17 protein-coding genes and 1 pseudogene are annotated in these 14,701 nt (G+C 38.6%); all 18 read left to right on the forward strand.

What is annotated here, in order from left to right; genetic code table 11:
* The first annotated feature begins 73 nt into the window (after positions 1-73).
* Complete coding sequence (locus tag JJN14_RS04745; RefSeq protein WP_125385800.1) at positions 74-664, forward strand: thymidine kinase; 591 nt, start codon at positions 74-76, stop codon at positions 662-664.
* Complete coding sequence (gene prfA / locus JJN14_RS04750) at positions 661-1,740, forward strand: peptide chain release factor 1 (protein ID WP_201059074.1); 1,080 nt, start codon at positions 661-663, stop codon at positions 1,738-1,740. Before JJN14_RS04745 ends, prfA begins: the two co-directional genes overlap by 4 nt.
* On the forward strand, positions 1,740-2,576 hold the full coding sequence (gene prmC / locus JJN14_RS04755) for a peptide chain release factor N(5)-glutamine methyltransferase (protein WP_201059075.1): 837 nt from the start codon (positions 1,740-1,742) through the stop codon (positions 2,574-2,576). Before prfA ends, prmC begins: the two co-directional genes overlap by 1 nt.
* On the forward strand, positions 2,560-3,162 hold the full coding sequence (locus JJN14_RS04760; RefSeq protein ID WP_201059076.1) for an L-threonylcarbamoyladenylate synthase: 603 nt from the start codon (positions 2,560-2,562) through the stop codon (positions 3,160-3,162). The genes prmC and JJN14_RS04760 overlap by 17 nt, the downstream gene beginning before the upstream one ends.
* Before the next feature lies 1 nt (position 3,163).
* Positions 3,164-3,595, forward strand: coding sequence for a GNAT family N-acetyltransferase (locus JJN14_RS04765; protein WP_201059077.1), 432 nt, complete (start codon positions 3,164-3,166; stop codon positions 3,593-3,595).
* A 49-nt stretch (positions 3,596-3,644) separates the two neighbouring features.
* A complete protein-coding gene (glyA, locus tag JJN14_RS04770; protein WP_201059078.1) occupies positions 3,645-4,901 on the forward strand; it encodes a serine hydroxymethyltransferase in 1,257 nt (418 codons plus the stop codon).
* 7 nt (positions 4,902-4,908) lie between these two features.
* Positions 4,909-5,883, forward strand: a complete 975-nt coding sequence (locus tag JJN14_RS04775) for a nucleoid-associated protein (RefSeq protein WP_201059079.1) — start codon at positions 4,909-4,911, stop codon at positions 5,881-5,883.
* On the forward strand, positions 5,883-6,497 hold the full coding sequence (gene pmp23 / locus JJN14_RS04780; RefSeq protein ID WP_201059080.1) for a cell wall hydrolase Pmp23: 615 nt from the start codon (positions 5,883-5,885) through the stop codon (positions 6,495-6,497). The genes JJN14_RS04775 and pmp23 overlap by 1 nt, the downstream gene beginning before the upstream one ends.
* Positions 6,498-6,570: 73 nt before the next feature.
* A complete protein-coding gene (locus tag JJN14_RS04785; protein ID WP_201059081.1) occupies positions 6,571-7,545 on the forward strand; it encodes a DUF1002 domain-containing protein in 975 nt (324 codons plus the stop codon).
* 73 nt (positions 7,546-7,618) lie between these two features.
* On the forward strand, positions 7,619-8,977 hold the full coding sequence (gene rlmD, locus JJN14_RS04790; RefSeq protein WP_201059082.1) for a 23S rRNA (uracil(1939)-C(5))-methyltransferase RlmD: 1,359 nt from the start codon (positions 7,619-7,621) through the stop codon (positions 8,975-8,977).
* A 227-nt stretch (positions 8,978-9,204) separates the two neighbouring features.
* Positions 9,205-9,771 carry a hypothetical protein gene (locus JJN14_RS04795; protein WP_201059083.1) on the forward strand — a complete coding sequence of 189 codons (567 nt, stop codon included), beginning with the start codon at positions 9,205-9,207 and terminating at the stop codon, positions 9,769-9,771.
* 320 nt (positions 9,772-10,091) lie between these two features.
* Positions 10,092-10,280, forward strand: coding sequence for a CopG family transcriptional regulator (locus tag JJN14_RS04800; protein WP_201059084.1), 189 nt, complete (start codon positions 10,092-10,094; stop codon positions 10,278-10,280).
* A gap of 62 nt (positions 10,281-10,342) precedes the next feature.
* Positions 10,343-11,101, forward strand: a complete 759-nt coding sequence (locus JJN14_RS04805) for an ATP-grasp domain-containing protein (RefSeq protein ID WP_201059085.1) — start codon at positions 10,343-10,345, stop codon at positions 11,099-11,101.
* A gap of 56 nt (positions 11,102-11,157) precedes the next feature.
* Positions 11,158-12,012: an ADP-ribosylglycohydrolase family protein gene (locus JJN14_RS04810; RefSeq protein ID WP_201059086.1), complete on the forward strand. Its 855-nt coding sequence runs from the start codon at positions 11,158-11,160 to the stop codon at positions 12,010-12,012.
* Positions 12,013-12,123: 111 nt separating this feature from the next.
* Positions 12,124-13,008: a diacylglycerol/lipid kinase family protein gene (locus JJN14_RS04815; protein ID WP_201059087.1), complete on the forward strand. Its 885-nt coding sequence runs from the start codon at positions 12,124-12,126 to the stop codon at positions 13,006-13,008.
* Positions 13,009-13,189: 181 nt separating this feature from the next.
* The gene (locus JJN14_RS04820) at positions 13,190-13,501 is read left to right on the forward strand and encodes a hypothetical protein (protein WP_201059088.1); all 312 of its coding nucleotides are present in this window, start codon (positions 13,190-13,192) and stop codon (positions 13,499-13,501) included.
* A gap of 3 nt (positions 13,502-13,504) precedes the next feature.
* Positions 13,505-14,221, forward strand: a complete 717-nt coding sequence (locus JJN14_RS04825; RefSeq protein WP_201059089.1) for an alpha/beta hydrolase — start codon at positions 13,505-13,507, stop codon at positions 14,219-14,221.
* Between the two features lie 18 nt (positions 14,222-14,239).
* Positions 14,240-14,338 (forward strand): annotated as a pseudogene (locus JJN14_RS04830) (type II toxin-antitoxin system death-on-curing family toxin); the annotation flags it as partial.
* Positions 14,339-14,701 lie beyond the last annotated feature (363 nt).

The raw sequence follows: 14,701 nt of genomic DNA on the forward strand, positions 1-14,701 counted from the left end.
CGTTTAAAGCTTAAGAAAATTATGATATACTAGAATGTAGCAAAAATTTAGAAATGGACGTGAAGCAAGAAACATGGCACAGTTGTATTATCGTTATGGGACCATGAACTCTGGTAAGACGATTGAGATTCTCAAGGTGGCCTATAACTATGAGGAGCAAGGAAAAGGTGTTGTCATTATGACCTCGGCTCTGGATACGCGTGACGGTGTTGGCTATGTATCGAGTCGAATTGGTATGAAACGCCCTGCCCTTGCGATTGAGGAAACGACAGATATCTTTGGTTATATCCGAGATTTATCTGAAAAACCTTACTGTGTGCTAGTTGATGAGGCCCAGTTTCTCAAGCGTCATCATGTTTATGACCTAGCTCGTGTTGTAGACGAGTTAGATATACCCGTCATGGCTTTTGGTTTGAAAAATGACTTTCGCAATGAACTATTCGAAGGTTCCAAGTATCTCTTGCTCTTAGCAGACAAGATTGACGAAATCAAGACCATTTGTCAGTATTGCAAGAAAAAGGCAACCATGGTGTTGCGTACTCAGGATGGTGTGCCAGTCTATGATGGCGAACAAATTCAGATCGGTGGTAATGAAACCTATATCTCAGTTTGCCGTAAACATTATTTTGCCCCTGAAATCAATAAGGAGAATGAAGAAAAATGAACATCTATGATCAACTACAAGCTGTAGAAGACCGTTATGAAGAATTAGGAGAGTTGCTGAGTGACCCAGATGTGGTCTCTGACACCAAGCGTTTCATGGATCTTTCCAAAGAAGAGGCTTCAACTCGTGATACGGTAACAGCCTACCGCGAATACAAACAAGTCCTTCAAAATATTGTCGACGCTGAGGAAATGATTAAAGAATCAGGCGGAGATGCGGACTTGGAAGAAATGGCTAAGCAAGAGCTCAAAGATGCCAAGTCTGAAAAAGAAGAATATGAAGAAAAACTGAAAATCTTGCTCCTTCCAAAGGATCCAAACGATGACAAGAACATCATCCTTGAAATTCGTGGAGCGGCTGGTGGTGACGAAGCTGCACTTTTCGCTGGAGATTTGCTAACCATGTATCAAAAGTATGCGGAAGCCCAAGGCTGGCGCTTTGAAGTTATGGAAGCTTCTATGAATGGTGTCGGTGGTTTCAAAGAAGTCGTTGCCATGGTTTCAGGTCAATCTGTTTACTCTAAACTCAAGTACGAATCAGGTGCCCACCGTGTGCAACGTGTTCCTGTGACAGAAAGCCAAGGTCGTGTCCATACATCAACTGCCACAGTTCTTGTCATGCCCGAAGTCGAAGAAGTAGAATACGATATTGATCCAAAAGACCTTCGTGTTGACATCTATCACGCCTCTGGTGCTGGTGGACAGAACGTCAATAAGGTTGCGACTGCCGTTCGTATCGTTCACTTGCCAACCAATATCAAGGTTGAGATGCAGGAAGAACGTACCCAGCAGAAAAACCGTGAGAAGGCCATGAAAATCATCCGTGCGCGTGTTGCTGACCACTTTGCACAAATTGCTCAGGATGAACAAGACGCTGAGCGTAAGTCAACAATCGGTACTGGTGACCGTTCAGAACGAATCCGTACTTATAACTTCCCACAAAACCGTGTCACAGACCACCGTATCGGCTTAACCCTCCAAAAACTAGATACGATTTTATCTGGTAAATTGGACGAAGTTGTGGATGCCTTGGTTCTTTATGACCAAACACAAAAATTAGAAGAATTAAACAAATAATGAAATTAGCTCAATTATTTTCAGATTTTGAAGAAGAGTTGATAAGACAAGGAGAGGAAGCTGAAAGCCTCTCTTTTGTCTATCGTAGCCTGAAAAATCTATCTTTTACGGACTTTGTTTTTGCCCTCCAGCAGGAAGTGACGGAAGAGGAAGAAGTATTTGTAAAAGGAATTTTCCAACAGTTAGCAGCTCATAAACCGGCACAGTACATTATTGGACAGGCAGATTTTTATGGGATGCAGTTAAAAGTTGATGAGCGAGTATTGATTCCTCGTCCAGAAACAGAGGAGTTGGTGGAGCTTATCCTGGCTGAAAATTCTGAGGAAAATCTTAAGGTCCTAGATATTGGGACTGGAAGTGGAGCTATTGCTCTCGCCTTAGCAAAAAACAGAGCAGATTGGTCAGTGACAGCAGCGGATATTTCCCAAGATGCTTTAGATTTAGCTAGCGAAAATGCTAAAAATCAAAAACTTAATATATTTTTTAAAAAATCTGATTGTTTTGCAGAAATTTCTGAAAAATATGATATAATTGTATCCAATCCACCCTATATCTCTCGTGAAGATGAGTCAGAGGTAGGCTTGAATGTTTTGTATTCAGAGCCTCATCTAGCTCTCTTTGCAGACGAGGATGGCCTAGCTATTTACCGTAGAATTGCGGAAGATGCAAAGTACCATCTCAAGGATGGTGGTAAGATTTACCTTGAAATTGGATACAAGCAAGGTCAAAGTGTTCCTGATCTTTTTAGGAAAAATCTTCCTGAAAAAAGAGTACGAACACTCAAGGACCAATTTGGTCAAGATAGGATGGTCGTGATTGATGATGGACAGGATTAGACAAGAGTTGGAAAAGGGTGGGGCAGTTGTTTTACCTACAGAGACAGTTTACGGTCTCTTTGCCAAGGCTCTAGACGAAAAAGCAGTTGATCATGTATACCAGCTCAAACGTCGTCCTAGAGATAAGGCACTCAATCTCAATATCGCCTCTCTAGAGGACATCTTGAACTTTTCTAAGAATCAGCCATCTTATCTGCAAAAACTTGTAGAGACCTTTTTGCCAGGTCCCTTGACCCTTATTCTCAAAGCCAATGACAGAGTTCCCTATTGGGTCAATTCTGGTCTTGCAACTGTTGGATTTCGGATGCCGAGTCATCCTATTACCCTTGATTTGATTCGAGAGACAGGTCCCTTGATTGGGCCGTCTGCCAATATTTCAGGTCAGGCAAGTGGAGTAACCTTTGAACAAATTCTGAAGGATTTTGACCAAGAGGTTCTGGGTCTGGAAGACGATGCTTTTCTAACTGGACAGGATTCAACGATTTTGGACTTGTCTGGAGACAAGGTGAAAATCTTACGCCAAGGGGCCATTAAGCGAGAAGATATTCTTGCTAGGTTGCCAGAGATTTCTTTTGAGGAGGAATGAGATGCTAAGAGATTTAAGAGAAACTGATGTGAAATCCATTTGTGAAATTAACCAAGAAGCCTTAGGTTATTCTTTTAGTATGGAGGACACGGCTAGTCAATTTGCTAGACTATCTCAGGATTCCCATCATTTCCTACTTGGCTATGAGGATGAATCTAGTCATGCCTTGCTTGGATATGTCCACGCTGAGGTTTACGAATCCCTTTATTCCAAAGCAGGATTTAATATTTTAGCCTTAGCAGTTTCACCTCAAGCGCAAGGTCAAGGTATTGGTAAAAGCTTATTACAAGGGTTGGAAGAAGAAGCAAAAAGACGTGGTTATGAGTTTATCCGCTTAAACTCTGCCGATCATCGTCTGGGTGCTCATGCATTTTATGAAAAAGTTGGTTATACTTGTGATAAAGTGCAGAAACGGTTTATTCGTATCTTTTAGTTTATTTTCTTACACTAAAGGACCAGTTACACTATAAAGGAGAAGACCTATGATTTTTGACAAAGATGATTTTAAAGCCTATGATGCTGATCTCTGGAATGCTATTGCCAAAGAAGAGGAACGCCAACAAAACAACATTGAATTGATTGCTTCGGAAAACGTTGTTTCCAAGGCTGTTATGGCAGCTCAAGGGTCTATCTTGACGAATAAATATGCCGAAGGCTACCCGGGCCGCCGTTATTATGGTGGAACTGATGTGGTAGACGTGGTAGAGACTCTTGCTATTGAACGCGCAAAAGAAATTTTCGGTGCAAAATTTGCCAATGTCCAACCACACTCAGGAAGCCAAGCCAACTGTGCGGCTTACATGGCCTTGATTGAGCCAGGTGATACCGTTATGGGGATGGATTTGGCAGCTGGTGGACACTTGACTCACGGAGCTCCTGTCAGTTTCTCAGGTCAAACTTATAACTTTGTGTCTTATAGTGTGGATCCTGAAACAGAACTCTTGGACTTTGATGCTATCTTGAAACAAGCCCAAGAAGTAAAACCAAAATTGATTGTAGCAGGTGCTTCAGCTTATTCTCAAATTATCGATTTTTCAAAATTCCGTGAAATTGCTGATGCTGTTGGAGCTAAGCTCATGGTAGATATGGCTCATATCGCTGGTTTGGTTGCTGCTGGTCTTCACCCAAGTCCAGTACCATACGCTCATATCACTACAACAACGACTCACAAAACCCTTCGTGGACCTCGTGGTGGTTTGATTTTGACCAATGATGAAGATTTAGCTAAGAAAATCAATTCAGCTATTTTCCCAGGTATTCAGGGTGGTCCTTTGGAGCATGTTGTGGCAGCTAAAGCTGTTTCTTTCAAAGAAGTATTAGATTCAGCCTTCAAGGAATATGCTGCTAATGTTATCAAAAACAGCAAGGCTATGGCAGATGTCTTCTTGCAAGACCCTGATTTCCGTATTATTTCTGGTGGGACTGAAAACCATCTCTTCCTAGTGGATGTGACTAAAGTTGTAGAAAACGGAAAAGTTGCTCAAAACTTGCTGGATGAAGTCAATATTACCCTAAATAAAAACTCAATCCCTTACGAAAGCTTGTCACCATTCAAGACAAGTGGTATTCGTATCGGAGCAGCAGCCATTACTGCACGTGGATTTGGTGAAGAAGAAAGTCGCAAAGTGGCTGAACTTATTATTAAAACCCTTAAGAATGCAGAAAATGAAGCTGTCTTAGAAGAAGTGAGAAGTGCAGTTAAAGAATTAACAGATGCCTTCCCATTATACGAGGACTAAAACTTTTATGGACATTTATATTAAGAAAGCTATTATTCATCAGTTCAGTCCGGATGATACCGAGCTGTTCCTAGCGGATAAGTTTCTCAATATTACTCCAAAAATCGAAGAATACTTGCGTAAAAAAATTGAACGTGTGTATTCAGATGAAGCCAAGACTGGGATTTTCGAAGAAGAAAATCCCTTCTTCAATCACATCACAGACGATTTGTTGGAGACATCAGTAACACTGGCTAATCTCTGGAAAGAAGAGTTCAGTATTTCTGAAAATCTAAAGACCAATGACTTGATTTTTGTGCAATTTTCTAAAGAAGGTGTAGAACATTTCGCTTTCTTGCGAATTGCCTTGCGGGAAACCCTGACCCACCTCGGAGGAGAAGTTGATAATCCAATCAAGCTAACTCAGAATAACCTGCCTGGATTTGGAACAGGAGCTGACGAAGCCTTGGTTGTCAATCTTCAAAGTCGAAAGTATCACCTGATTGAAAAACGAATCAAGTACAACGGGACTTTTTTGAACTATTTTTCAGATAATCTTCTTGCCGTTTCCCCTAAGATTTCACCCAAGAAATCTATCAAAGAACTAGAAAAAACGGCTCAGAAAATTGCTGAAACTTTTAACACAGATGATTTTCAATTTCAATCCAAGGTCAAATCAGCGATTTTCAATAATATAGAAGAAAGTAATGAATTGTCACCTGAAAAATTGGCCAACGACCTTTTTGACAATAATCTGACGGCTCGTTTGAGCTTTATTGATCAAGTCAAGGAAGCCGTACCAGAGCCTGTTCAATTTGATGAAATTGATGCCAGTCGCCAGCTTAAAAAATTTGAAAACCAAAAACTATCCTTGTCAAATGGAATTGAGCTCATCGTTCCCAATAACGTCTATCAAGACGCCGAATCTGTTGAGTTTATCCAAAACGACAACGGAACCTACTCTATCTTAATCAAAAATATCGAGGATATCCAAAGTAAATAATGTTTAAACGAATTCGAAGAGTGCTTGTACTAGCAGTCTTCCTTTTTGCTGGCTATAAAGCTTACCGCGTTCACCAGGATGTCAAGCAAGTCATGACCTATCAACCCATGGTGCGAGAAATCTTGAGTGAAAAAGACACCCCAGCAAACGAAGAGCTTGTGCTCGCTATGATTTATACTGAAACAAAAGGAAAAGAAGGCGATGTTATGCAGTCTAGTGAGTCTGCAAGTGGTTCCACCAACACCATCAATGATAATGCTTCTAGCATTCGGCAAGGCGTTCAAACTCTGACAGACAATCTCTATCTGGCCCAGAAGATGGGGGTGGATGTCTGGACGGCTGTTCAAGCCTACAATTTTGGACCTGCCTATATCGATTTTATCGCCCAAAATGGCAAGGAAAACACCTTGGCTCTGGCCAAACAGTACTCTCGTGATACTGTAGCTCCCCTGCTGGGTAATACCACTGGAAAGACTTATAGTTATATTCACCCCATTTCCATTTTTCATGGAGCCGAACTCTATGTAAATGGAGGAAACTATTACTATTCTAGACAGGTGCAACTCAACCTTTATATCATCAAATGTTTCACTCTCTTTTCAACATCTGGTTAGACCAGGTGTTTTTGTTATAAGTTTTTTTTAAGATATATATATTACTCTAGAAAGGTAAAGGAGGAAATTCCCTATGAGAAAGAAACTCTTTCTGACCAGTGCTGCGGTCTTGTGGGCAGTAACAGCTATGAATAGTGTCCAAGCAGCAACAGATGTTCAAAAAGTCATCGATGAAACCTATGTCCAACCTGAATATGTCCTAGGTTCATCATTGTCTGAAGATCAAAAAAATCAAACCCTAAAAAAACTAGGCTACAATGCCTCAACAGACACCAAAGAACTCAAGACCATGACACCTGATGTCTATTCTAAGATTATGAATGTTGCCAATGACTCAAGTTTACAGTTGTATTCATCAGCCAAGATTCAAAAACTAGGTGACAAGTCGCCACTTGAGGTCAAGATTGAAACACCAGAAAACATCACTAAGGTGACTCAGGATATGTACCGCAATGCGGCCGTAACTTTGGGTGTGGAGCACGCCAAAATCACTGTAGCAGCACCTATTCCAGTTACAGGTGAGAGTGCCTTAGCCGGGATATACTATTCTCTAGAAGCTAATGGAGCTAAGGTGCCACAAGCCAACAAAGACTTGGCTCAAGAAGAGTTGAAGGCTTTGTCCGATATCAATGCTGAAAACAAGGACAAAACAGGCTATGATGCTAATAAATTAAACGTTGCCCTCGCTGATATCAAGTCAGGACTCGCCAAAGCTAAAGAAAGCAAGGGAAATCTGACGGAGGAAGATGTCCGTAAAATCGTTGAAGATACCTTAAAAAATTACAAACTTGATCAGGTTATAACAGGAAACCAGATCAATATCATCATCAATTTTGCTTTAAATCTCTCAAAAAGTGATATCCTCAGCAATGCAGACTTCACTAAAACCCTGAATGACCTTAAACAAAGTATTGTTTCACAAGCTGGTGACAGTTTTAAAAATATCAACCTTAACTTTGATGCTGATAAGGCGCTAGAAGAAGGTGGTAACTTCTTAAGCTCCCTCTGGCAAGCCATTGTCAACTTCTTCAAGAGTTTTGGTTCTTAAGAAATTTCATGGTATAATAGATGGTAACCGTAACGTTGCCGTCTTTTTTGTCGGCCAATAGAAAGAGAAGAGAATGTTAAAGAAAAATGATATTGTAGAAGTTGAAATTGTTGACTTGACCCATGAAGGGGCAGGAGTTGCCAAGGTGGATGGTTTGGTCTTTTTTGTCGAGAATGCTTTACCGAGTGAAAAAATCCTTATGCGTGTCCTCAAGGTCAATAAAAAGATTGGTTTTGGGAAGGTTGAGGAATACCTTGTCCAATCACCACACCGTAATCAAGATCTAGATTTGGCTTACCTGCGTTCAGGAATAGCTGATTTAGGTCACCTTGCTTATCCAGAACAGCTCAAGTTTAAAACTAAGCAAGTCAAGGACAGTCTATACAAGATTGCTAGAATTGCTGATATAGAGGTTACTGAAACGCTTGGTATGCAAAATCCAGTCAAGTACCGCAACAAGGCACAGGTGCCTGTTCGTCGTGTTAATGGTATCTTGGAAACAGGATTTTTCCGTAAGAATTCCCATGACCTCATGCCTCTAGAAGATTTCTTTATCCAAAATTCCGTGATTGATGAGGTAGTAGTAGCCCTACGCGACTTGCTCCGTCGTTATGATTTGAAACCTTATGATGAAAAGGAACAATCTGGCTTGATTCGGAATCTTGTGGTGCGTCGTGGCCACTATTCAAGGCAAATCATGGTTATTTTGGTAACAACTCGTCCCAAAGTTTTTCGTGTGGAGCAATTGATTGAACAACTCATCAAGCAGTTCCCAGAGATTGTGTCTGTCATGCAAAATATCAATGACCAGAACACTAATGCTATTTTTGGTAAGGAATGGCGCACCATTTATGGACAAGACTTTATCACTGACCAGATGTTGGGAAATGACTACCAAATCGCTGGACCTGCTTTTTACCAAGTCAATACTGAAATGGCTGAAAAACTTTATCAAACAGCCATTGACTTTGCGGAGTTAAGAGAAGATGATGTGGTCATTGATGCCTATTCCGGTATAGGAACGATTGGCCTCTCTGTTGCAAAACACGTCAAGGAAGTCTACGGTGTTGAAGTGATTCCAGAAGCAGTAGAGAATAGCCAGAAGAATGCTCAGCTGAACAATATTTCAAACGCCCACTATGTCTGTGACACAGCTGAAAATGCTATGAAAAATTGGCTCAAAGATGGAATTCAACCAACCGTTATTTTGGTTGATCCTCCACGCAAGGGCTTAACCGAAAGCTTTATCAAGGCAAGTAGCCAAACAGGAGCAGATCGCATCGCCTATATCTCCTGTAATGTCGCAACCATGGCGCGTGATATCAAACTCTACCAAGAATTGGGATATGAATTGAAGAAAGTACAGCCGGTTGATCTTTTTCCTCAAACTCATCATGTTGAGTGTGTGAGTTTGTTAGTGAAACGCAGTTAATTCTCAAAAGGTTCAGTGAACCTTTTGAGTCCCACAGACGCATCCGTTGAGGCGGTATCACTGCTTGTACGAGTTGAAGCATCAGCGAAGAAAAAGTAGATGTTCAGCCCATGGGATAGGACTCGGAGAATGAGGAGGGAATATGATGAGATGATACAGAAAGCCTGAACTGATCAGGTGACGTGCTTATTTACATTAGCCTAATGATGAAAATAGAAAGATTATCGATGGTTATATTGGAATTGTACCAAAATGATTATTCTAAAGATATAGTCGCGTTTGATTCAATAAAAGAGGGGAAAACTTTTGTAGCTCAAATCCCTGGATATACTTTAGAAACAGAAGATGGATTTGAAGTAGAGTTTTTTAATCCTACAAATCTACCAGACTATCTGGAAATTATCTATAACGGAAACATTGTACCTTTGTCTAAATTTATGTTCGATCCTGAGGGAAATGTAGACATTATTTGGAAAGAGATTTCAAATTTATCCGAACCAAACGAAAAAGTAATTGAAGGCTATTCCAAAATCGATGCCTATGTTGTTAACAACGATGAAGTTAAAACCTATGTGGAAGCAAGAGAAGCGAACTATCGGCAGGCAAAAGACTTTCTAGAATGCAGTGGATATGAAGTAGACAGAAGCTTTTTCGGAAGTGAAGACGGTGAAGCGATTTTTTACAGAAAAAAAGGGAGCGAAGATTGGCATTTCTTGTGTCACTTAGACCCAATGTTTGTAGAGATTGAAGATGTAGAAGGATATGTTAAAGAAGAAGTGGGAGAGATTCAATAGTCAATCAAAGTTCCTTGTGAGTATGTACCTTTGCTAGTAAAAGCGTCAAAACGTTGTAACGAAGGGGGTAAGAAAATCATTGAGTGTAAGCCTTTTTCTTGTTTAGAGGGAAAGTATTAGAGTAGCCTCTCATAATTTATACTAGATTTGATAACTTATTTGAGATAGATTTTATTTATATAAATACTGTGAAAATTTTTTAATACCAAAGATTTAAAGTTACTGTGTTAAAAATCCTCTCCACTTTTAAACTAATGCATTATAAAATCCAGTTGACACAAGTGTTACACCTGTGATAGAATTAACTAGAGGTGAAGTAAATGGCAACTGATAAAAATAGAATAATGATTAGCTTGGATGATAAAAATCTAGAGAAACTTGAAGATTTAGTAGAAGATGCTAGAGATAGAAGAGGAATGCGTTTAACAAAATCCCAAGTTATAGAATTGCTCCTAAATACCGTTGATTATTTCGATGATATTATGGGAGCTATTTACTCAAAAAAATAACAGCAAAAATGCTATTATTTTTTTACAAACAGGTGTAACACTAGTGATATAGGAGTGATGAAATGGTTGTTTATATTAGACAAAGCAAACTACCAAGTGAAGTTTCAATTAATAAGTATAATGCTCAAGTAGGTGCTTACTTACAAGGAGAAGAAGTTATTTTATATCAATCTTTTTCAGAAATAAAACAGTTAACAAGTGATGATATAGTTGTAGATTATATAACGGAGACTAGAGCATTACTAAAAATGATGGGCTTAAACGTTCCGGTTTATGACTATCCTATTGAGCTTAAAGAGTTTTATGGTCGAAAGATTTATGCAGGTATTTTAGGAGAGATTGTGAATATACCTGATAATTGGGGAAAATTTATTAAGCCTAAAGCTGGTTCAAAAGTCTTTACTGGAAGAGTTGTTAATGGAACACATGATTTAATAGGTATTGGTCTACCTTTCGATTATCCTATATGGATTAGTGAGGTTGTAGAATTCATAGCTGAATGGCGCTGTTTTGTGTTAGATAGTCAAGTATTAGATGTTCGCCCCTATACAGGTGATTATCATGCACATTTTGATGCAAGTGTAATTGATGAAGCCATATCATGTTGGAAAGATGCTCCAGTCGCTTATGGGCTAGATATCGGTGTTACTCGCGATGGCAGAACACTTGTTGTTGAAGTAAATGATGGTTATGCATTGGGAAATTATGGACTCTCTCCTTTAAACTCAGTCAATTTTCATAAAGCTAGATGGAAAGAAATGGTAAAACCCTATTTTGAAAAAGATGATGTTTTTAAAATCCAACAGGACATTATTTTCTAAAAAAATATGTTAGTTAGCCCAAATAGAAAGTCCCAAAATGAATAAGGAGGAATCTTATGCTAGGAGCAATTATTGGAGATGTTGTCGGTTCTGTTTACGAATGGAACAATCTCAAAACGAAGGACTTTCCTTTATTTCGGAAAGACTGCTTTTTTACAGATGACACGGTTATGACCTGTGCCGTTGCTGAAGCGATTATGAATGGGGGACAAAAAGTCGACTTCATTGACGCGATGAAGAAATATGGCAGAATGTATCCGAATGCTGATTACGGTGCTCGGTTTAATGCATGGCTAAACAGCGATAACCGTGAGCCTTATAATAGCTTTGGGAATGGATCAGCTATGCGTGTTTCTCCATGTGCTTGGGTCATGGACTGTGGTTTTTATGCGAGAGCTGCTACGTGGCCATCATCTAGAAGACTTGCGAGTCTTTCTGCAGAGGTAACCCATAATCATCCCGAAGGTATAAAAGGCGCTATGGCTACAGTTGATGCTATCTTTCTGTGTCGTTTTTACTTTGGTGGTTATTGTAGAGAATACGAGCAACCAATTAATGACAATCACACAGAATGTAAAAGACGAATTAAGGATTATATAGAGAAGACATACGGCTACAATCTATCTCAAACTTTAGATGAAATCCGTCCTAACTATCGTTTTAACGAAACATGTCAGGAAACTGTCCCTCAAGCCATTATTGCCTTTCTTGAAAGTAGGGACTTCGAAGATGCGATAAGAAATGCCATCTCACTTGGTGGCGATAGTGATACACTTGCTGCAATAACTGGTAGCATTGCAGAGGCAGCTTATGGTATTCCTGATTGGATAAACGAAAAGGCCTATTCTTACTTGGATGAACCCTTAAAGGATGTAGTTATGCGATGGAATAATAAGGTTGATATAAAATAAAAGAGTTTCAATCTCCGGTACATCATATTTCGCTTTTCGGCTTTTTTATTATATAATGGGATGTCCATGATGAAATATAAAGATTTCTAACGAAGATTAAGGAGAAAATTAATGAAAAAAGTAATGTTAATTATCAACCCTACCTCTGGTGGGGAGAAGGCTTTGGATTACAAAAATAAGCTGGAGAATAAAGCCAAAGATTATTTTGAGCATGTGGAAACCAAAATCACCGAAAAAGCACTAGATGCGACTAACTTCGCTTCAGAAGCTTCAGAAGAAGGTTATGATGCTGTCCTTGTTTTTGGGGGAGACGGTACCGTCAATGAAGTTATTTCTGGTATTGCCGAAAAGGACTATGTTCCTAAGTTGGGTATTATACCTGGTGGGACTGGTAACCTCATTACAAAACTTTTGGAGATCAATCAAGACATCGATGGCGCTATTGATGAACTCGATTTTGATTTAACCAATAAGATTGATATCGGTAAAGCAAATGATAATTATTTTGGTTATATCTTTAGTGTTGGTTCACTTCCTGAAGCAATTCATAATGTTGGAATCGAAGAAAAAACCAAGTTTGGTGTTCTTGCCTATGCTTTTAATACCGTGAAGTCTGTTATGACAGATCAGGTCTTCAATATTCATGTCGAAACTGAAAATGGAAATTATAGTGGTGAGGCCAGCCACGTTTTGGTTCTTTTGACTAATTATTTTGCTGATAAAAAGATTTTTGAAGAGAACAAAGATGGTTATGCCAATATTTTGATTCTAAAAGATGCTTCAATCTTTTCAAAATTATCTATCATCCCTGACTTATTAAAAGGTGATGTTGTAGAAAATGACAACATTGAATATATAAAAGCTCGTCATATCAAAATTTCATCAGACATTGAACTAGAATCTGATGTTGACGGCGATAAATCGGATAACCTACCAGTTGAGATTAAAGTACTTGCTCAGCGTGTAGAAGTTTTTTCAAAACCAAAAGAGGAATAGTATATAAAGAAAGCCTTTTTAAGGCTTTTTATATTCTCAAAATCAAACCGCTCGAAACTATGGACAAACCTTGCAAATAAAATACGAAAGTAGTATAGAGAAGATTTTACAAGCAGACTATTTGTCGTCTTGCTACAATTGGTATATAATTTAACATAGAGAAAATAGGAGGATTTATCGAATGGAATTAAAAGATTTTACAGAAAAAGAACAGGAAATGATTAATAAGGGGCTTACGACGTCTAAGATTAGTGATAAGGAAACTGCTGAGAAGATTCTTGCACTAGTACCACAAGACTTGATTAAGCGAATCCCGTTTTTTGTCAGAAAGCATGCTATGACACGCACGATTAAACGCATTTCAATTGAACACCCTGAACTCTACGCTGCAGCTCAAACAAGTGGTGAAATTCCAGAAAAAGAACGCGAAGAATTGCGTCAGATTATCACAACTATCTTTGAACAAAAGATGAATAAGCATAGTATTAAGTAGAGAATGAAAATATATTTTATTGGCGGTTTGGGAAGCAATGTCTATCATAGCAAGGATTTTCTTCAAGAACTAGATTCGCAGGTTTATTTTCTAAATCCATATGAAGATCATCTTCGAGATGAGACAGAATTGAAATCATGGTTTAAAAAATCGATAGAAGAGGAAGAATCTATTTGTCTGATAGGCCATTCTCTTGGAGGAGATTTGGCGCGTTATCTTGCATCGGAATTTTATGAAGTGACAAAACTGATTCTTTTGGATGGTGGCTATCTAGATTTAGATAAGATTTTACCTTTAGATACAGAGTTAGAGGAAACTAAAAACTATATTGAATCTCAAGTCATTTCGGACTTAAATCTTCTTATTTCTAAAGAAAAATCCGAAGCAAATCATTGGTCAGAAAATATGGAGAAAGCCGTAAGACAGTCCTATCACTGGAGTTCTGAGTATAATAGATATGAGTTATCTATAAATTATGAAAATATAGAAGTGATACTCAGCCTACGGAGGAAAATACAAGCTTTTAAAAGAGAAGTGGGAGATACCTTGTTTATCAGTCCTTGCTATTCCAATGGAGCTACATGGAGAGAGGAAGCCTTAAAAGAATTGCCAGACTATTTTGATACTATTTTTCTAGAGAACGTTAGCCATGAAGTTTATACTGAAGCACCCAAAGAAATCGCTAGTATGATTAATGAGTGGCTCGATTATTCTCAATGAGCTACTTATATTGCTTGAAAAAAGCATGTTTTTGCCAATGCTAATAAACGAACTGCTTTATTCGTTTTGGTGAAATTTATACAATTAAATGGCTATCGTTTTTCTGTTACCATTAAATAAGCACAAGATTCGTTAAGATACATTTAAAAGAACTAGTGGACTAGTTCTTTTTATATCCGCTTTCATATTATACAGTTTATAAAAATCTATATAAAATATTATATTTCCGAACAAAAGTAGATGTTTTTTAAAAAAGTACTTTACAGAATGTTGGAAGTATGATATAGTAATAAAGCTTAGAAAATGAGATGATGTTTTCTAGCAAATATAAACCCGAGTAAAAAACGCCTACGGACAGGCAGGGTTGAATGCCGAAGCGTGGTTGAAAAACCACATTATTGATAGGGTTAAAAGCCTACTTTTATAAGTTGATGTTAGGACACTTGTCCTAATTCATAAATTTTAGTGTGGTGAAAGCAC

Source organism: Streptococcus mitis (assembly GCF_016658865.1).
Classification (GTDB): Bacteria; Bacillota; Bacilli; order Lactobacillales; family Streptococcaceae; genus Streptococcus; species Streptococcus mitis_BT.

Coding starts and splice junctions, on each gene's coding strand:
- JJN14_RS04820 (WP_201059088.1), top strand. CDS start 13,190: ATGGAATTAAAAGATTTTACAGAAAAAGAACAGGAAATGATTAATAAG.
- JJN14_RS04825 (WP_201059089.1), top strand. CDS start 13,505: ATGAAAATATATTTTATTGGCGGTTTGGGAAGCAATGTCTATCATAGC.
- glyA (WP_201059078.1), top strand. CDS start 3,645: ATGATTTTTGACAAAGATGATTTTAAAGCCTATGATGCTGATCTCTGG.
- JJN14_RS04765 (WP_201059077.1), top strand. CDS start 3,164: ATGCTAAGAGATTTAAGAGAAACTGATGTGAAATCCATTTGTGAAATT.
- JJN14_RS04760 (WP_201059076.1), top strand. CDS start 2,560: ATGATGGACAGGATTAGACAAGAGTTGGAAAAGGGTGGGGCAGTTGTT.
- JJN14_RS04800 (WP_201059084.1), top strand. CDS start 10,092: ATGGCAACTGATAAAAATAGAATAATGATTAGCTTGGATGATAAAAAT.
- pmp23 (WP_201059080.1), top strand. CDS start 5,883: ATGTTTAAACGAATTCGAAGAGTGCTTGTACTAGCAGTCTTCCTTTTT.
- rlmD (WP_201059082.1), top strand. CDS start 7,619: ATGTTAAAGAAAAATGATATTGTAGAAGTTGAAATTGTTGACTTGACC.
- JJN14_RS04805 (WP_201059085.1), top strand. CDS start 10,343: ATGGTTGTTTATATTAGACAAAGCAAACTACCAAGTGAAGTTTCAATT.
- JJN14_RS04815 (WP_201059087.1), top strand. CDS start 12,124: ATGAAAAAAGTAATGTTAATTATCAACCCTACCTCTGGTGGGGAGAAG.
- prfA (WP_201059074.1), top strand. CDS start 661: ATGAACATCTATGATCAACTACAAGCTGTAGAAGACCGTTATGAAGAA.
- JJN14_RS04745 (WP_125385800.1), top strand. CDS start 74: ATGGCACAGTTGTATTATCGTTATGGGACCATGAACTCTGGTAAGACG.
- JJN14_RS04810 (WP_201059086.1), top strand. CDS start 11,158: ATGCTAGGAGCAATTATTGGAGATGTTGTCGGTTCTGTTTACGAATGG.
- JJN14_RS04785 (WP_201059081.1), top strand. CDS start 6,571: ATGAGAAAGAAACTCTTTCTGACCAGTGCTGCGGTCTTGTGGGCAGTA.
- JJN14_RS04795 (WP_201059083.1), top strand. CDS start 9,205: ATGGTTATATTGGAATTGTACCAAAATGATTATTCTAAAGATATAGTC.
- prmC (WP_201059075.1), top strand. CDS start 1,740: ATGAAATTAGCTCAATTATTTTCAGATTTTGAAGAAGAGTTGATAAGA.
- JJN14_RS04775 (WP_201059079.1), top strand. CDS start 4,909: ATGGACATTTATATTAAGAAAGCTATTATTCATCAGTTCAGTCCGGAT.